Genomic DNA, 17,780 nt, shown 5'->3' on the forward strand with positions numbered 1-17,780 from the left:
TTTTTGGCGATTCCCGCGCGTCAATCAAGCATAATCGGCGCAACGCAGATGATATTGCCGTAACGATTACAGGAGGAACCTTAAGGTTGCGTTAACGCCTCAGGTTAAGTCTCCCGATAAGTGCTTCATAACGCTTGTGATCCTGCTTCTTAACGTAATCGAGCAGACGCCGACGCCGGCCCACGAGCATCAAAAGTCCACGGCGGGAGTGGAAATCCTTCGAGTGGATTTTCAAATGATCGGTCAGATTTGTGATACGCTCAGACAACAAAGCAACCTGCACTTCGGGGCTGCCCGTGTCGTTTGCTGTATTGGCATATTCGCCAATGAGCAGCTGGCGACGCTCTGCGGTGATCGACATCACATATACTCCTCAATAAAGTGTTAAATTACGCGCTCCGGTCGAAGCATACCCTGGTCGAGTTTGCCAAGAACCACGAAACGGTGCCCCGCCAGACCACGCACCAAACCACCATCAGGATTGGCCGCAACTGGAATCCGCCCCATGAATTCGATCAGGCTCAACGCCATACCGTTTCGGAGGGCAGCGACCTCGGTTTCGGTCAGGGCCAGAGCCGGGATGTCGTCCAGCGCGGTCTCGACCGGAAGCACGAGGTCCGGATCACGAAAGGGGCTATGAATTGATTCAGCTAGTTTGTCCAGCGTCACCGACGCTGCTTGCTCAAAAGGGCCCACCGACAAGCGCCGCAACGCCGAGATATGCCCGACACTCCCGAGTGCTCGCGCCAAGTCGCGTGCCAACGATCTCATGTAAACCCCTTTGCCGGAGACAACCTCAAATAGCGCATGGTCGGCATCTGGCCGTCCGATCAGGACAAATCGATCGATCTGCGCCGGACGCGCAGGCAGATCCGGCAGCGTACCGGCACGTGCCAGATCATACGCTCGTTCGCCGTTGACCTTGATCGCTGAGAATGCCGGAGGCACCTGCATAATCAATCCGCGGAATTCCGTGAGGGCCGCCTCGATCGCCGCATCGTCCGGTCGTATATCACTCGTCGCAATCAAGGCCCCTTCGGCGTCGTCCGTATTGCGAGCTTCACCGAACCGAATTGTGAAATTGTAGCATTTAGTACCATCCATCACATAGGGCACCATTTTCGTGGCTGCCCCGAGCGCAATTGGCAACACTCCGGTCGCCAGAGGATCGAGCGTGCCGCCGTGTCCGACTTTTGCTGCATCGAGCAATCGCTTGACCTTGGCGACCGCATGGGCACTGGTAATGCCCTGTGGTTTGTCGAGAATGATCCAACCGTCGATTTGGCGTCCACGTCGCTGCCGTGCCTGAGGCCCTGCCATGAAAAATCCTGAAATGTTTGGGAGCGTGATCATTGATAGCCATCCGATGCCAGCCGATCAATTGATCGGCTGAAACGTTCTTATGCCTGATTGATGTCGATCAAGGCCTGGCGGATCTTGCGACCACGCATCACCCGGTCCTCGATGTATGAAGCATCACCCCACCGCACTGCCCGCGCCATCGCCTGCGCGTCTTCGGTGAACCGCGCCAGCATTTCCAGCAGGGCTTCGCGATTGTTCAGAAAAACGTCGCGCCACATCACTGGGTCCGAGGCAGCGATACGGGTGAAATCCCGAAATCCGGAGGCCGCAAATTGCAACACCTCCTTGCGCGTTTCATCGGCCAAATCATCGGCCGTGCCACAGATGGTAAAGGCGATCAGGTGCGGCAAATGGCTGACGATCGCGACGACACGATCGTGGTGCGCCGCATCCATCACGCTGACCGTCGCGCCACACCGTTCCCAGAACACCTTAACCTTGGCTACAGCCGCGGGATCGGTTCCAACCGGCGGTGTCAGGAGACACCAGCGCCCCCCGAACAATTCAGCAAAACCGGCATCCGGCCCCGAAAATTCGGTACCCGCCATGGGGTGTCCCGGAACGAAATGTACACCCTGCGGCACATGGGGACCGATATCGCGGATGACTGATTGCTTCGTGGAACCAACGTCGGTGACAATCGCGCCCGGCGCCAGATGCGGCCCGATTGCGGCCGCCAGCGCGGCATAGGCTCCCACCGGCGCACATAAAATAACGCAATCGGCACCCTCGATGGCACGGATCGGATCGATCTCGCAGATATCGGCAATCCCCAGTGCAGAAACGCGCGAGAGAGTCGTTTCCGTGCGGTCATTTGCTACCACAACACGGGCAATATCCCCCCTCGCTTGAGCGATCCGCGCAATCGAGGATCCGATCAAACCGACACCAACAAGGGCAAGACGCTCGAAAAGAGGCTCAACCATGAAGATTGGCGAACTCAGTAAGCGCCTCGGCGACGGCTTCACATTCGTCGTCTGTGCCGATCGTTATCCTCAGGCACTGGGGCAAACCGTATGCCGCCACATTACGCACGATGATGCCACGCGTCCTTACATGAGCATCAGCAGCGGCCGCGCGGACCGCATTGGCGAAATCAACCAGTATAAAATTCGCTTCACTCGGATAAACGATCAGACCGACATTCTGCAACCGTGCCGTCAAACCTGCCCGCGCTCGACTGTTGTGAGAGCGGCATTTCTCGACCCATCCCGGTTCTGCCAATGCCGCAATTCCCGCCGCCGCCGCCGGACCACTTACGTTAAATGGCATCCGGGTCCGGTTCAGCACGTCGATCACGCTATCAGGCGCGTAGGCCCAGCCCAATCGTGCACCGCCCAAGCCAAACATTTTTGAAAATGTCCTTGTCATCACGGTGTTGCCGGTCGCATCGACCAGCGCAGTTCCGGGATTATAATCATTGCGTTCAACATATTCGGCATAGGCGGCGTCCACCACCAGAAGAACATCCGCGGGTAATCCCTGACGCAGCCTTTCAACCTCGCCGCTCGGCACCATACTCCCGGTCGGGTTGTTCGGATTGGCCAAGAAGACCAACTTCGTCGAAGCCGTCACCTGAGCTAGCATCGCATCGATGTCGGCGGTCAAACCCCGCTCGGGTGCCTTGCGCACCACCATGCCCGCCAGTTTCGCCGCAATTTCATAGATCAGAAAGCCATGTGCGCTCATCACCAGCTCAGAACCGGGACCGCCGTAGGACTGGATCAGGAGCGCGATCAGGTCGTCCGACCCGTTGCCGCACACGATCCGTACGGGATCGAGACCAAAGGTTGTACCAATTGCGTGGCGGAGTGCGGTCGAACCACCATCCGGATAACGATGGGCGACGTCCGCCGCCGCCCGCAGCGCGGCAGCCGCACCCGGCGGGACACCGAACGCCCCTTCATTGGAGGAGAGCTTGATAATCCGGTTGATCCCGGTGATTTTCGATTCGCCGCCGACATAGGGCGGTACCGAAAACACAGCAGACCGTGCCTGCGGTTGCGCAGTCATCGTAGGGCTCCAGATATTGTGCCATATGGCACGGCATAGGAGCCCAGGATCACCGGTATTGCCAGAAACCCCGTGATGGCAGCAAGCCTCGGATCATCCCGTGAGACCAGACCATCGACGTCAGCCAGTGCGTAACCAACTTCCCGTTTGGCAGCCCGACGGGGCAGGATCGATCCAACATCGAACCCTGCCTCCTTCAGCAATCCGGCAATCCTCGCCGTGCTGGTGTCGGGTGCGATCTCGATACCGATCAAACTTCGATCCGCCCCGCTGGGATCCGGCGTCAGAGACGCCACTACATAGGCGCCTGCCTGGGGCACACCTTCAGTCCGACGCGCCCAGAAGGGCAATTTCGCGACGATGGCCAATCGCGGCACACCGCCATGCATCAAACCGACCCACCACGCGGCCTGATCATCATCCTCATCAGAGGGTAGCGGCAACACGGCGGCATGGGCCGCGCCATTGGTAAGATCAGCCAATGCCTGCGAGGACGTGCGGTGGCGTCGCAATCCGGTCAGTGGTCCGAAATGCTCCCGCGCCACCGCAGGCAATTCCACCTGTGCACCATCGGCGACGGCGATCGTGAGACCACCTTCAATCATCAGCGCTCCTGAAAACAATTCGCGCCAAATTCGAAGAATCGTCTGAGGTGGCAACGCGCCGCGATGCCGACCGAGCAGCCGCCGTACCATTGAAGCCTCACGCCCCGGCCTAATCGGCACACCGCGTTTGCCACCATCCCGCGCAACACGCTCAATGATTTCGGACCGTTCTATCAAGAGATCGTGCAACCGGTCGTCGAGCGCGTCGATCTCGGCGCGCAACCGCGCCAGCGCCTCCGGAGCGGCGTCATGCGGCGGAGAGAGTGATGAGATGTCAGACATGCGAACCCGATACGATGAATGCGGATTCCTTTGATACAGAAGGTACGCCGCACGGCAAGACCGGTTCTTGCCGCACCGCCCGGTTGCGGGCATAGCGGGCACGCCATGGACCAGACCCCATTTCCGGAAATCCCGCACCAGCACGAAACCTTCACCGACGGCATTGCCCTTGATTGCGGTGTCGTTCTGGCGCCGCTCGATATCGCCTATCGCACTTATGGCACGCTGAACTCGCAGCACAGCAACGCCATACTGATCTGCCACGCGCTCACCGGCGATCAATATGTCGCAGAACCCCATCCGCTCACCGGGAAGCCGGCTTGGTGGGGTTCGCTGGTTGGTCGGAGCAAACCGATCGATACCGAGCGGTTTTTCGTCATCTGTGCCAATGTCCTTGGTGGTTGTATGGGTTCGACCGGGCCGCGCAGCCGCCGCAACCCGGAGTCGCCGGAGCCCTGGGGCATCGAATTTCCGCCGATCACGGTGCAGGATATGGTGCGCGCCCAAAAAATGCTGATCGACTGGCTTGGAATCTCTCGCCTGTTCGCGGTGGTCGGTGGATCGATGGGCGGCATGCAGGTTCTGGCCTGGGCGTCTCTCTACCCTGAGTCGGTCTTCGCAGCGATCCCGATCGCTACCGCCTCTTATCACTCAGCACAGAATATTGCTTTCCATGAGGTCGGACGCCAAGCGATTTTTGCCGACCCTGATTTCCACCAAGGACTCTATTGGGCGCACGGCGTTATTCCGGCACGCGGTCTCGCCGTTGCCCGGATGACTGCGCATATCACCTATCTCTCCGAAGCGGCACTGACACGCAAGTTCGGGCGCCGTCTTCAGAGCGGCAGTGCGATGACGCCAGTGCTGTTCGGTGAACGTTTCGCAGTTGAGAGTTACCTCGAACATCAGGGGTCAAGCTTCGTCCGCCGGTTCGACGCCAATTCGTATCTCTGCATCACCCGCGCGATGGATTTTTTTGACCTCGCGGCCGATCACCGAGGATCGCTCGCCGCCGCTTTTCACGGTTCAAAAACTCGCTTCCTTCTGGTTTCGTTCAGTTCGGATTGGCTGTTTCCCACCGCCGAAAGCCGCGCCGTCGCGCGTGCGCTCAATCAGGTGGCCGCCAATGTCAGTTTCGTCGAAATTGTCAGCGACAAGGGACATGATGCATTCTTACTCGAAGAACCTGATTTTCACCGCACCGTTTCAGGTTTTCTCAGCGGTGCCGCCGAGGCGGCTGGCCTGAAATGAGCGACCAGACCCCGGTGCGTTTTGTTGCCAAGAACATGCGGGTCGATCTTGAACTGATCGCCGGAATGATCGAGCCGGGTTCACGTGTGCTCGATATCGGCTGTGGTGATGGTGCCTTGCTCGACCATTTGTCCCGCACCCGCAAATGTGATGCCCGCGGCATCGAGATCGATATGGCCGAAGTGACGCGTGCGGTTGCCCATGGCCTGCCAGTGATGCAGGGTGATGCCGATAGCGATCTGTCGCACTATCCCGATGACGCCTTTGACTATGTTGTACTATCCCGGACGCTCCAGGCAGTCGGGCGTCCTCGCGAAGTACTACGCCAGATGTTGCGAATCAGCACCAGAGCCATCGTTAGCTTTCCCAATTTCGGCCATTGGAGTCTGCGCTGGCAACTGCTCTCGACCGGTAGGATGCCGATGACCAAAACGTGGGGTCGGATGTGGTACGAAACCCCAAATATCCACCCATGCACAATTCGAGACTTTTTCGATCTCTGTTCACAGGAAGGCTACCGGGTCGAAAACTGGCTTGCAGCAGATGATGCTGGCCGTCGCGCCCCTTGGCGCCGTGCGCCCCTGCTCGCCAATCTGTTCGGCGAACAGGGGTTATTCCTACTCAGGCGGGATCAGCATCCAGGCAGATCTTGAGAGGTTAATACCGAAAGGGATTTTAACATGCGAAAAGGCTCATTCGGCAGCCAACGCGGTGCGTACCTCTAGTCGGTGCAGTGCCCGATCGATCCATTGTGCAGTCAGCTTCTCGGCCAATCGGTTCTGTCCTAACCGATCCGCCAAAACGCTGAAATCGACCTCATCCAGAGCTTGATCCTGGTTGAAGCAGGAAAACACCACATGTCGCGACCCGGTCACGGGATCGACATGTAATTGTAGACATTGAGCGCAGACCTCCTTCATCATGCATTGCATCGGTGAATTGATCGATCCGATCGCGGAGTGATGGGATGCAAGATAAGGGCGCAGCACACCGTGCCGCGCCGCACCGACCGCCTGCATCATTCGGTCCGAGCCGATCGCAATGATATGATGACACTCCCCAAGCGGCACCTCGGCATCTCCCAGGTCGCCACTCGCATAGGCGAGCATCGCCTGGACAATGTTACCGACAAAACTGCGATCCTGAGGCCGATTCGGCGCGAAACCCGGCGTCTCATCGCAGCACCAGACTATCACGTCCGCCGCCCGTTCGATGTCCTCGACACGATACCGATCGGACAATTTCTTATAGCCGGCAAAATACAACACCCGCGATCCAGCTGCACGCAAGGCCGCGCCAATCGAGAATAATACGGCATTGCCGAGCCCTCCCCCTACCAAAGCCACCGTTGCATTCGGTAGAATCTCAGTGGGCATGCCGGTCGGTCCCATAAGAACCACCGGTTCACCAGGTCGGAGATGCGCACATAAATCGGATGATCCACCCATTTCCAGCGCGATCACCGAAATCAATCCCGTCTCCGGATCAGCCCCGGCGCCGGTCATTGCTAACCCTTCCATGGCGAGCACGGTGCGACCGGCCGGTTCATCGAGGTGACGAGCCGTGGTCTCAAAATTCTGTAATCGAAAGAACTGACCAGGCCGGAACGCCCGCGCTGCCGCCGGCGCATGCACGACCACCTCAACGATCGTCGCTGTCAGACGGTTCACCGCACGAACGGTTGCTTGTAGATCACTCCGGGCCCGCGACAGCAAATCGGCATTCGTTGAAGGAGTTCGCGCATTCATCAACGCTGATACGATCGGATAGCCACGTTTGGCGCTTCCCATAGCCTTGACCACATTGCCGAAAAATGACGGATGGAGATCGCCGAAAAAGCTGATCATCCGACCATCGGGCGCGCGGTGCATCAATACATGGATTTCAGGAGGTTTGGCCGAAGCGCGCTCGGGGATCACCGGATTGCCGTTCACATCGATCGCCTGGAAATAGCGCCCATCCAGCTTGATCCGACCATCCTCACGCGCCAGCACCGTATTTGGCTGGGTTCCTGCCGCGACCAGAATAGCCCGAGCCGGCAGAACGACCTCACCCTCAGCTCCTCGCAGACGCAGCCCGGCGACATGCCCTACGGTGTCGATTTCGACCGCAACGGGCGTCAGCCCCTCGGCAAATCGCACACCTTCCTCCATCGCTTTCGCGACTTCCTCATGATTGAGCGTATAACTCGGTGCATCGATCAGACGACGGCGATACGCGATCGTCGCCCCTCCCCACGCTTCGAGCATCGGCACAAACTGAGGCAAGCGCCCCTCGCGTTCGGCTGTTGTACGTTCCTCTGCCAAAGCCTCGGCGTGGGCCAGAAATTCGTTTGCTATAACAACATCCTCGGCGCTCCAGCCAGCGCGCACCCGCGCTTCACCGCGCTCCGCAACCAAAATCCTGTAGCGCGAGGCAAATTTCTCAACCTGGCGGACATAATAGGCAAGACTCTCCGTCGCGGTATCTATGGCGGTCAACCCGCCACCTATGACGACCACCGGCAAACGCAATTGCAGATTGGCGATCGAAGACGGCTTTGCCGCCCCGGTCAGTTGCAAGGCCATCAGGAAATCAGATGCCTGACGGACCCCGCGCGCTAGACCGTTAGGAATATCAAGCACTGTCGGCCGACCAGCCCCCATACTGAGAGCGATATGGTCGAAGCCCATCGCCCAGGCATCGTCAATTGAAACCGTCGCGTCCCCACCGAACCTTACTCCTCCGATCGCTGCAAAACGTTGACGTCGCTCCAGCAGAATCCGGATCAATTTCAGGTAGTTCTTGTTCCATCTCACTGTGATGCCGTATTCGGCCACGCCGCCGAAACCAGCCATCACCCGATCGTCGAGGCTTTCGAATAAAATCTCGACATCACGGATCGGTGTCGTGACGTCGAACGGCAGCGGTTCGAGCTTGAGCCCATCGACTGCAACCACCCGATGACCTTCGTTGAGCAAATGGTGCGCCAGCGTGAAGCCGGCCGGGCCCAATCCCACCACCAGAGCCGATCGTCCGGTATCGGATTTCTCGATTGGCCGGCGGATATCCAGCGGGTTCCAGCGGGTCAGCAATGCGTAGATCTCGAAGCCCCACGGCAAAGCCAGCACATCGCGCAGAATACTGCTTTCAGCCTGGGGTATGTCGACGGGTTCCTGCTTTTGATAGATGCAGGCTTTCATGCAATCATTGCATATCCGATGTCCGGTAGCAGCCACCATCGGGTTGTCGATTACGATGGTCGCGAAGGCGCCAAGCAACAAACCTTCGACGCGCAACTGATGCATTTCGCTGATCCGCTCCTCGAGCGGGCACCCTGCCAATGATACGCCGAATGGGGAGGATCGAAACGTACCAGTTTTATGATCCTTCAGCCCCTGTGAGCAACTGTCTTTGCCCTGGCCATGGCACCAGATGCAGTAATTCATCTGATCCAACGCCTGGTCCGTGGTCATACCGGTATCGGTAAGCGCGAAACCGTCGCGCGCGCGCCAATGAGATTCCGGCAATCGTTGCATGGTCACGCCATCCCGCTCGATCGTCTCGACCGGAACCAGATGCATGGGATCAATCCGATGCGGGACACGGAACAGCACATCCGAGGCGTGAAAATCCTGTCCATCGGCGGTCAGAGTCGCCCATGCGGCATAGCGCTTGGCGATATCCAACATCTCTACGTCCGCCGCGGCTTCCCACTCCAACACCGCCTGTGCGAACCTATCCTCGGTAAACGGAGAGACACCGCGATCCTGCAACCGACCACGCAGTCCGGCGCCATCAAACGCCGATGGATCGGCGTAGGCCTTGACCGCCTGACGCTGCACGAAATTACGTTTCACGCTGTGAACCGGGGTGCGCGCCGCGGTCGCCGCACGTACTGCGGCTAGTTCGGTTTCAATCCCAAACAATGTTCCGATCATCGCCTCCAGATGCGGCGCCAGGGCCATCACCAGTTCAGCCTCATCCTGGCGTGTGATCCGATCCGGCATCGCGCGCGCCACCATCAGAGAACGATGCAGCGCAGGTGCCTCACTTTGAAGGCGTTCGACAAATTCCCGGTCAAACCCAACCAGAGTCTCCCGATTCGCCAGGTTTCCAGCCGGACATTCTGTCTGCACGCTCATCAATCGATCATCCATCTTGGTTACATCTTTGAATTGCCACAGCGCCTACCTTATCGACAAGCGCCCGGCCCGATTGGCAAGTGGCGCAACGACCGTTAAGCGCAAGGCATGGATGCTATCGGGGTCACGCACCTATCCAAACGCTTTGGTCAGGTTACCGCTGTGGACCGGATCAGCTTCACCGTGAAACGCGGCACCACGGTCGGTCTGCTTGGTGGCAATGGTGCCGGCAAAACCACCACGATCTCCATGCTTCTCGGCATACTCGTTCCTGATGGCGGTACCATCGAAGCCCTCGGGTACGATATGGCACGCAACCGATTCGATGCTCTTGCCCGAATGAACTATTCCTCGCCCTATGTGGCATTGCCGATGCGCCTCACCGTCTCGGAAAATCTGATGGTCTATGGCCATCTCTATAACGTGCCAAAGCTCAAGGATCGAATCCGTGATCTCGCTGATGAATTCGACCTCAAAGCGTTGCTCGACCGTCGTGCCGGCGCCCTATCGGCCGGCCAGAAAACCCGCGTGGCTCTCGCCAAGGCCTTGATCAACCGACCCGATCTCCTTCTGCTCGATGAACCCACTGCCAGTCTCGACCCTGACACCGCCGATTACGTGCGCAGCAGGCTGGAGGACTACCGCACCAAAACCGGTGCGGCGATCCTGCTTGCCTCACACAACATGATCGAGGTTGAACGACTCTGCTCTGACGTTTTAATGATGAAACAAGGCATAATCGTGGATCGCGGCGCACCCGACACCTTGATTGCCCGCTACGGCCGCGACAACCTCGAACAGGTGTTCCTCGCTATCGCACGTTCCTCAAAACCTGCATGAGAGCCTCGTTTCGCCGCGTTTGGGGGTTAATTTACCGGCACCTCTGCCTCTACCGCCGCTCCTGGCCCCGATTGTTAGAACTGGCCTATTGGCCGACCTTAGAACTTCTGATCTGGGGTTTCACCGCTCAATTCGTTGTCCATGGCCACACAAGCGGCCTGCTGAAGGCCGGCGGCGCTTTGATCGGCGGTGTATTGCTATGGGAGGTTGCATTGCGGTCACAAATGGGCGTCACAATTTCCTTCCTCGAGGAAATTTGGTCGCGCAATCTCGGTCATGTGTTCGTCAGCCCATTGCGACCGCGCGAGCTCATCTTTGCCCTGCTCGGCGTCTCGGTCTTGCGAACCTTGATCGGTCTGACCCCTGCGGCCCTCATCGCTTTTCTGCTCTATGATTTCAACATTTTCGCCTTCGGTCCCCCCTTGCTGCTCCTGTTGCTGAATTTGCTGTTCATGGGCTGGTGGATGTCACTTGGTGTGATTGCCCTTTTATTTCGCTACGGCGCGTCCGCCGAGGCACTCGCGTGGACTCTCGCTTTCGGAGTCACACCGATCGCCTGTGTGTTCTATCCTGTCTCCGTCCTGCCATCCTGGCTGCAGCCGATCGCCAAGGCACTCCCGGCAGAGCACATATTCGCCGGAATGCGGTATATTTTAAATTTTAGCCAAATGAATTGGTCGCAGTTTTTCTGGGGGCTGGCACTGAATGTGTTCTGGATGACCGTCGCGATCGGCATTTTTGCACTACAGTTCCGCGCCGCACGGACCAACGGAGCCTTGATTTCCATCGGTGAATAGGGACTTTCTGAGCGATGTCCGAAGTCATCACTCCAACACGGTTCTGCCTGATCCGCCACGCCGTCGTCTTGCCGGAATATTTGGCGCTCCTCTATGGTCAGATGGATGTGCCGATCTGCCCGTTTCGTCTGTCCCAGGACGGTGGCCGCTACGCCGCTCTCGGCAAAATACTGCCAAAAGATGCAAAGTGGCTAATCAGCCCGCTCGGGCGCACCAAGGCCACGGCGGAAGCCATCATGGCCGCCGGCTACGGCGACACGCCGCTCGAAATCGAGCCTGGGCTGATCGAACAGAATTTCGGCCTATGGCAAGGGTTGCCGATGAGCGAACTCATCCGCCGTCCCAGGCAACATCCGTTCTGGCCGGTCGGCGGTGACGAAGCGCCGCCGATGGGTGAAAGTTTCAACCAGATGCGCGATCGCGTCGGCATCACCATGGATCGTCTGGTTAATGCGAATCCTGGCAAAACTATTGTCGCGGTGTCGCACGGCGGTGCGATACGGGCCGCTGCTGCACATGCGCTTGGGCTGTCATCTTATCAGGCGCTCACGCTGTCTGTGGATAATCTGTCGATCACTCGGATCGAGCGGTCCGGCCATGGCTGGCGGGTAACTTCGTTAAATGAACAAATTTCCATTTGAACCATCACTTCACGAGAGCCATCTTGAATTCAACGAGCAATAAATCGGGAGACCATCAATGACGCTCACGTCTGGCTTGCCAATTCGCTCAGCCACACAGCCAAGCAAACCCAAGATTGGGCGCATGGTTCTTATCGCTACGTTCCTGGTTGCTCCGCTATCGGCCTGCGCAGGTTCTTCGAATTCGTCCAGCGGTGCGCAGGAGTTGGTCGATCGCTCGACCCTTACGGTTGAGTCGATGCTGGGTAATGGTTCGTCACAAGCTAATCAGGCGACCCAGTTTCTCCGACGCGCAAAGGCCGTGGTCGTCTGCCCGCGGATTTTCAAGGCCGGTTTCTTCATCGGCGGCGAGGGTGGAAATTGCGTCCTCGTATCCCGCGCCGCAACCGGATCGTGGTCTGACCCCGCGTTCTATACGATGGGCAGCGGAAGTTTTGGTCTGCAGATCGGCGTGCAGGACGCCGAAGTCATCATGATGCTGATGAACCAGACGGCGCTGAATGCGTTCCTGAATAGTCAATTCAAGATCGGAGCGGATGCAGGTATTTCCGTCGCCACCATCGGAGCGGGAGTCGGTGGTTCGACCGGTACTGCGCTCGGTGCAGATATTATCACGTTTGCTAAAGCTCGTGGTCTTTACGGCGGGATTTCGCTCTCAGGATCGGTGTTTTCCAACGACTCTGCGTTGGATCAGCAATATTATGGCCAATTGATCGATCCACGCCAGATCGTGGTATCGATGTCGGCCAACAATGCGGGTGCAAACCCGCTTCGTGCGATGCTTGCCAAATTCGGCGGATAAAGATTTCCTATTCGGCAGAGAAACGCTAGATTGCGGGCATGACGCAATCTGGAAATCAACCGTTCTGGCGCGCCAAACGCCTTGACCAAATGAACGAGGCAGAGTGGGAGTCCCTATGTGATGGGTGCGGACGTTGCTGCTTGCATAAATTGCGCGACGGCGACACCGGGGATCTGGATTTCACCAACGTCGCCTGCCGAATGCTTGATCTGAGGACATGCGCCTGCAGCGACTATAAAAATCGAGCCCGAGAGGTTCCCGATTGTATCTCGTTAACCCCCGCGGCTCTGGAGGACATTGATTGGTTGCCCCCATCATGTGCCTACCGCTTAATCGCCGACGGGCAGGATTTACCGTCCTGGCATCCCCTGATCACAGGCAATCCCCTGAGCACCGTTAAAGCCGGGGCAGCCGTTGCTGGTCGCGTGATCAGCGAAACCGAGGCCGGTCCGCTGGAACATCACATCGTGTCCTGGCCATCGCGCTGGCCGAAATCCCGTCGATGAGCCCTCCCGCTCGAACGATTGACGAACCGATCGTTATCGCGGGTCATCTTACTTCGATCAGATGGCGCCGCAGTCAGCGCGCCCGGCGCGTCGCCCTGAAAATAGACCCCCAGGCCGGAGGCATCGTCATCACGCTGCCGCCTCGCGGCTCCAGGCGGGCCGGTCTTGCTCTTCTACGCGGTCATGAGGCTTGGGTGGCAGATCGTCTCGCCGCGTTGCCAGCCCTGACGACAATCGCCCCTGGAGGCACAATACCCATTTTTGGCGAACCGCATGTCATTGTCCAAGACGCTGCGCATCGTGGCGCACCGGTTATCGGATCGTCCAAAATCCTGGTTTCGGGTCAGCCCGAATTTCTGGCGAGGCGGGTGCGTGATGCGCTACACGCCCTGGCGACTGAACGATTCTCAGATCAGGCGCGCGACAAGGCAAAGCGCATAGGCGTCACGCCAAACCATATCCGTGTTAAAGACACCAAGTCGCGCTGGGGCAGCTGCACGGCTGAAGGTATCCTGATGTTTTCCTGGAGACTCATTATGGCACCTGATTTCGTTCAGGATTACGTCATTGCCCATGAGGTCGCCCATCTGCGGTATATGAACCACGCGCCCGAATTTTGGCGCTTGACCGAGCGCCTCACCCCTCATCGCGCGCCCGCGATGACGTGGTTGAGCGTTCAAGGCCCCGGCCTGTTGCGTATTGTCTGATCGCAGCGCACAAAAGCCCGTTCGCCAATTATCGGGATCTCACTATGAAAGCAGTCGCCTTTACCCACTCGCTACCGATTTCTGACGACGATGCCCTGATCGACCTCGACGTACCCGAACCGACCCCACGGCGGTTCGATGTCCTGGTCGAAGTCCGGGCAGTCTCAGTCAATCCGGTTGACACAAAAATTAGACGACGCAGCGAACCCCTAGGCGAGCCACGCATTCTTGGCTTCGATGGTGCCGGCATTGTCCGTGCGGTGGGATCGGGTGTCACCAATTTCGGGATCGGCGATGAAATCTACTATGCCGGCGCGGTGGATCGTGCCGGCAGCAATGCGGAATTTCAGATTGTCGACGAGCGTATCGCCGCGCGCAAGCCGAAAACATTGAGCTTCGGCGAGGCCGCGGCGTTGCCTTTGACCACGTTGACCGCGTGGGAAATGCTGTTCGACAGTTTCTCGATCCCACTCGATCGCACCCGTCGCAACACAATTCTGATCGTTGGCGGTGCGGGGGGCGTCGGCTCAATGGCGATCCAACTGGCCAGGCGGCTCACCGGTCTCACCGTGATCGCCACCGCCTCAAGACCTGAGACAAGAGATTGGTGCACAACCCTCGGAGCACACCACGTCATCGATCACCATCTCGACATGGCAAGCCAATTGGCGACATTTGATATCCCTGCGCCGACTTATATCTTTTGTACCAGCCACGTCGAACAGCATTGGCGCAGCCTATGCAACATCGTCGCTCCGCGCGGGCGCATCGGGTTGATCGAGTCGGTCACATCGCTCGACATGAGTGGTGTCTTCAATAAATCGGCATCGGTTCATACCGAGTACATGTTCGCTCGTTCGATCCATCAGTCCGAAGATATGATCGAGCAGCACAACATCCTGCAAACGGTCAGCCGGTTGATCGACCAGGGTATCCTGCGCACGACAATGACCGCGCCGTTCGGAACAATCAACGCAGCCAACTTGCGCCGCGCTCATGCGGCGATCGAAACCGGTACCACGCACGGCAAGATTGTCCTTGAAGGATTCTGAGCCAACCGTTCTACTCGCGAGCGGGTCCTCGATCCGCCGGTCCATGCTTCGGCGCGCGGGCGTTGCTTTTGACTTTATAACCGCCGATTTCGACGAAGCCGCCTTCAAGGCGACCGCTCATGCCGATGGCTTGAGTGTCAATGATCTTGCTCTGACTCTCGCGACGATGAAAGCAAGACGCGTTTCAACTAGCCGACGGGAAGCTCTGGTGATCGGCGCGGATCAGGTCCTGCACTGCGACAACATCCGGTTCAGTAAACCCTCCTCTCGCAGTCAAGCCAAGACTCACCTCCAGCAGCTCCGCGGCAAAACCCACCACCTCGCCACCGCCGTCGTGTGCATGCAGGGGGATGCAATCCTCTGGCACCACGTCGAATCCCCCTCGCTCACCATGCGGTCAGTCAGCGACTCGTTTCTTGAAACCTACCTTGATGAGGAAGGTGATGACATCCTCACTTCGGTTGGTGCCTACCTTCTTGAGTCGCGTGGTGTACAATTATTTGAGAGAATCGACGGTAGTTATTTCACGATCTTGGGATTGCCATTGCTAGCTCTGCTCGGTTTCCTGCGTCAGGCAGGCATCCTGCCGTCCTGATCGGATACGGGCGGCGTTACTGACCCCCCATCGCCAGTCGCGGCTGCGGACGGTTCAACCTCGCGCGGTGGCGCCGGGATCACTATGGCTTCCAGAGCCGCGACCCGGGCTGACAGAGCCGTCACCTCGGATCGGGCCTGCGTCGCAAGCTCCGACATAATCTCGAATTCTTCGCGTCGTACCAGATCGAGCTTGCGAATGGTTTCGTCCACTCGCGCGCGCACCAGCGCCGTCATCTCATCGCGCAGGCCGCTGAAGGCCGAAAGCGCGCCACCCGCGACACCTGCCAGATCATCAAAAAATTTCGGTCGTTCGGTCATGGGTCGATCTCCTGTTGCGCCGATGATGACTGTTCATCGGCGACTGACTATAAGCCGCCGTATGATATTGGTCACGGGCGGTGCAGGTTTCATCGGGTCCAACCTTCATGCGGCGCTGGATGCACGCATGGTGGAGGTTGTCGTCGTCGATCAGTTGGGCAACTCTGGCAAATGGCGCAATCTGCGGAACCATCCGCCGACCCAGATGATCGATCCGGACAATCTATTCGATTATCTGGCTACCCATCCGCCGATCGAGGCGATTGTCCACCTCGGCGCGATCAGCGAAACCACCGCATCCGATGGTGACCTGGTCTGGCGGAGCAACGTCACCCTCAGCCAGGATCTCTGGAACTGGTGCGTCACCCGCGGCGTCCGCTTCATCTACGCGTCATCAGCGTCAACCTACGGCAACGGTTCCGCCGGTTTCGACGATACGCCCGACCTCGCGTCTCTGCGTCGGCTTCGCCCACTCAATCTGTACGGTTGGTCCAAACACGCTTTCGACCTCTGGGTTGCCCAGGAATGCGCGGCCGGTCGCAACCAACCGCCACAGTGGGTCGGTCTTAAATTTTTCAACGTGTATGGACCTAACGAGTACCACAAGGGTTCAATGATTTCCGTCGTGAAAGTCAAGCACGACGAAATTAAAGCCGGTCGACCCGCCACGCTGTTCAAATCCGACCGACCCGGAGTAGCCGACGGTGCCCAGGCGCGTGATTTCATCTGGATCGACGATGTGGTCGACGCCCTGTTGTTCCTGATCGACCGACCCGAGGTTTCAGGCTTGTTTAATCTCGGCACCGGATTGGCCCGCACCTACGCCGATCTGGTGCACGCCGTCTGCGTGGCTCAGGGAGTCGATCCTCAAATCGAGTTCGTACCGATGCCTGAACGGCTAATTGGGCAGTATCAGTCCTTTACCGAGGCTCCGATGAGTCGTCTGCGCGCTGCCGGGTTCACCCAGACTTTTACCCCCCTCGAAACCGGCGTCGCTCGCTATATCAAAGATTTTCTGAATCAATCGGATCCCTATCGATGAATCACGTTTATGTCTGGCCCCATTTTGATCCCATCCTGGTCAAGTTGGGTCCCTTTGCGATCCATTATTACGCACTTGCCTACATCACAGCGCTGGTGCTCGGCTGGCGGTTGATGCGTCGGCTGGTCCGCGAGCAGCCGGTTGTGGCCACCCATGAGCAGGTCGATGATTTTTTATCATGGGCTACGCTCGGCGTCGTCCTCGGCGGCCGGATCGGCTACATACTGTTTTATCAGCCCGTCTATTTTCTCGACCATCTGAACCGCACCTATGCAGTGTGGGACGGCGGCATGAGCTTCCATGGCGGCATGATCGGAGTTGCCGTCGCCATACTGATTTACTGTCACCGTCATGGGCTTGATCCATGGTATTTCGGTGACCGTGTTGCCGTCCCGGTGCCGATCGGCCTGTTCCTGGGCCGAATCGCCAATTTCATCAATGGTGAATTATGGGGGCGACCGGCCCCCGCATGGTTTCCGTTTCGCATGATTTACCCGCAGTCGGGATCCGACGTGCCGCGCTATCCGTCCGAACTGATCGAAGCAACGCTTGAAGGCATCATCCTGTTCATTGTGCTCTATACCGCCTCGCGCAGTGAGCGAATACGCAGCCAACCAGGCTATCTGGCTGGCATATTCGTGATGGGCTATGGAATCGCTCGCACTACGGCCGAATGCTTCCGCCAACCGGATTGGTTCCTTGGCTACCTGATGTTCGGCCTGACTATGGGGCAGTTGTTATCACTCCCGATGATCGTGATCGGTGCCGTCATGATCTGGCGAGCCCGACGAGTGTCGCGAACCCAGGCCGTCATTGCAGCGTGATCGAACGGCTCGACCAT

At 58.2% G+C, this 17,780-nt stretch carries 19 protein-coding genes; 12 read left to right on the forward strand and 7 right to left on the reverse strand.

What is annotated here, in order from left to right:
- Window positions 1-91: 91 nt before the first annotated feature.
- The 5 genes from rpsO to ACP5E6_RS01125 all read right to left on the reverse strand — a co-directional run bounded on the left by rpsO (window position 92) and on the right by ACP5E6_RS01125 (window position 4,262).
- The gene (rpsO, locus tag ACP5E6_RS01105) at window positions 92-361 is read right to left on the reverse strand and encodes a 30S ribosomal protein S15 (RefSeq protein WP_427950504.1); all 270 of its coding nucleotides are present in this window, start codon (window positions 359-361) and stop codon (window positions 92-94) included.
- A gap of 23 nt (window positions 362-384) precedes the next feature.
- The gene (gene truB, locus ACP5E6_RS01110; RefSeq protein WP_427950581.1) at window positions 385-1,320 is read right to left on the reverse strand and encodes a tRNA pseudouridine(55) synthase TruB; all 936 of its coding nucleotides are present in this window, start codon (window positions 1,318-1,320) and stop codon (window positions 385-387) included.
- 80 nt (window positions 1,321-1,400) lie between these two features.
- The gene (locus ACP5E6_RS01115; protein WP_427950507.1) at window positions 1,401-2,288 is read right to left on the reverse strand and encodes a prephenate/arogenate dehydrogenase family protein; all 888 of its coding nucleotides are present in this window, start codon (window positions 2,286-2,288) and stop codon (window positions 1,401-1,403) included.
- The gene (gene hisC, locus ACP5E6_RS01120) at window positions 2,281-3,375 is read right to left on the reverse strand and encodes a histidinol-phosphate transaminase (RefSeq protein ID WP_427950510.1); all 1,095 of its coding nucleotides are present in this window, start codon (window positions 3,373-3,375) and stop codon (window positions 2,281-2,283) included. The genes ACP5E6_RS01115 and hisC overlap by 8 nt, the downstream gene beginning before the upstream one ends.
- Window positions 3,372-4,262, reverse strand: coding sequence for a chorismate mutase (locus ACP5E6_RS01125; RefSeq protein ID WP_427950511.1), 891 nt, complete (start codon window positions 4,260-4,262; stop codon window positions 3,372-3,374). The genes hisC and ACP5E6_RS01125 overlap by 4 nt, the downstream gene beginning before the upstream one ends.
- 105 nt (window positions 4,263-4,367) lie before the next feature.
- On the opposite strand from ACP5E6_RS01125, the gene metX reads away from it, so the two are divergent.
- A complete protein-coding gene (metX, locus tag ACP5E6_RS01130) occupies window positions 4,368-5,513 on the forward strand; it encodes a homoserine O-acetyltransferase MetX (protein WP_427950513.1) in 1,146 nt (381 codons plus the stop codon).
- Window positions 5,510-6,166 (forward strand): methionine biosynthesis protein MetW, encoded by a 657-nt coding sequence (gene metW / locus ACP5E6_RS01135; RefSeq protein ID WP_427950515.1) that lies wholly within the window; start codon window positions 5,510-5,512, stop codon window positions 6,164-6,166. Before metX ends, metW begins: the two co-directional genes overlap by 4 nt.
- A gap of 39 nt (window positions 6,167-6,205) precedes the next feature.
- On the opposite strand, the gene ACP5E6_RS01140 is transcribed toward metW, so the two are convergent.
- Window positions 6,206-9,637, reverse strand: coding sequence for an FAD-dependent oxidoreductase (locus ACP5E6_RS01140; RefSeq protein WP_427950517.1), 3,432 nt, complete (start codon window positions 9,635-9,637; stop codon window positions 6,206-6,208).
- 162 nt (window positions 9,638-9,799) lie between these two features.
- On the opposite strand from ACP5E6_RS01140, the gene ACP5E6_RS01145 reads away from it, so the two are divergent.
- Genes ACP5E6_RS01145 through ACP5E6_RS01180 form a run of 8 tightly spaced genes read left to right on the forward strand, consistent with a single transcriptional unit; the run spans window position 9,800 to window position 15,577 of the window.
- On the forward strand, window positions 9,800-10,477 hold the full coding sequence (locus tag ACP5E6_RS01145) for an ABC transporter ATP-binding protein (RefSeq protein WP_427950520.1): 678 nt from the start codon (window positions 9,800-9,802) through the stop codon (window positions 10,475-10,477).
- On the forward strand, window positions 10,474-11,274 hold the full coding sequence (locus ACP5E6_RS01150) for an ABC transporter permease (RefSeq protein WP_427950522.1): 801 nt from the start codon (window positions 10,474-10,476) through the stop codon (window positions 11,272-11,274). Before ACP5E6_RS01145 ends, ACP5E6_RS01150 begins: the two co-directional genes overlap by 4 nt.
- 14 nt (window positions 11,275-11,288) lie before the next feature.
- The gene (locus ACP5E6_RS01155) at window positions 11,289-11,915 is read left to right on the forward strand and encodes a histidine phosphatase family protein (protein WP_427950524.1); all 627 of its coding nucleotides are present in this window, start codon (window positions 11,289-11,291) and stop codon (window positions 11,913-11,915) included.
- A 58-nt stretch (window positions 11,916-11,973) separates the two neighbouring features.
- Window positions 11,974-12,717 carry a lipid-binding SYLF domain-containing protein gene (locus ACP5E6_RS01160; protein ID WP_427950526.1) on the forward strand — a complete coding sequence of 248 codons (744 nt, stop codon included), beginning with the start codon at window positions 11,974-11,976 and terminating at the stop codon, window positions 12,715-12,717.
- 38 nt (window positions 12,718-12,755) lie between these two features.
- Window positions 12,756-13,223, forward strand: a complete 468-nt coding sequence (locus ACP5E6_RS01165; RefSeq protein WP_427950528.1) for a YcgN family cysteine cluster protein — start codon at window positions 12,756-12,758, stop codon at window positions 13,221-13,223.
- On the forward strand, window positions 13,220-13,930 hold the full coding sequence (locus tag ACP5E6_RS01170; RefSeq protein WP_427950531.1) for a M48 family metallopeptidase: 711 nt from the start codon (window positions 13,220-13,222) through the stop codon (window positions 13,928-13,930). The genes ACP5E6_RS01165 and ACP5E6_RS01170 overlap by 4 nt, the downstream gene beginning before the upstream one ends.
- 44 nt (window positions 13,931-13,974) lie before the next feature.
- Entirely contained in the window at window positions 13,975-14,982 is a 1,008-nt protein-coding gene (locus tag ACP5E6_RS01175; protein ID WP_427950533.1) for a zinc-binding alcohol dehydrogenase family protein, read from the forward strand.
- A 43-nt stretch (window positions 14,983-15,025) separates the two neighbouring features.
- Window positions 15,026-15,577, forward strand: a complete 552-nt coding sequence (locus ACP5E6_RS01180) for a Maf family protein (protein WP_427950536.1) — start codon at window positions 15,026-15,028, stop codon at window positions 15,575-15,577.
- On the opposite strand, the gene ACP5E6_RS01185 is transcribed toward ACP5E6_RS01180, so the two are convergent.
- Window positions 15,553-15,897: an accessory factor UbiK family protein gene (locus tag ACP5E6_RS01185; protein ID WP_427950539.1), complete on the reverse strand. Its 345-nt coding sequence runs from the start codon at window positions 15,895-15,897 to the stop codon at window positions 15,553-15,555. The two genes, ACP5E6_RS01180 and ACP5E6_RS01185, sit on opposite strands and share 25 nt — an antisense overlap.
- Before the next feature lie 61 nt (window positions 15,898-15,958).
- Here ACP5E6_RS01185 and rfaD point away from each other — a divergent pair, with 61 nt between their 5' ends.
- The gene (rfaD, locus tag ACP5E6_RS01190) at window positions 15,959-16,939 is read left to right on the forward strand and encodes an ADP-glyceromanno-heptose 6-epimerase (protein WP_427950541.1); all 981 of its coding nucleotides are present in this window, start codon (window positions 15,959-15,961) and stop codon (window positions 16,937-16,939) included.
- Window positions 16,936-17,763, forward strand: a complete 828-nt coding sequence (gene lgt / locus ACP5E6_RS01195; protein ID WP_427950544.1) for a prolipoprotein diacylglyceryl transferase — start codon at window positions 16,936-16,938, stop codon at window positions 17,761-17,763. The genes rfaD and lgt overlap by 4 nt, the downstream gene beginning before the upstream one ends.
- Window positions 17,764-17,780 lie beyond the last annotated feature (17 nt).

The sequence above is a fragment of the Acidiphilium sp. genome (assembly GCF_049977125.1).
Classification (GTDB): Bacteria; Pseudomonadota; Alphaproteobacteria; order Acetobacterales; family Acetobacteraceae; genus Acidiphilium.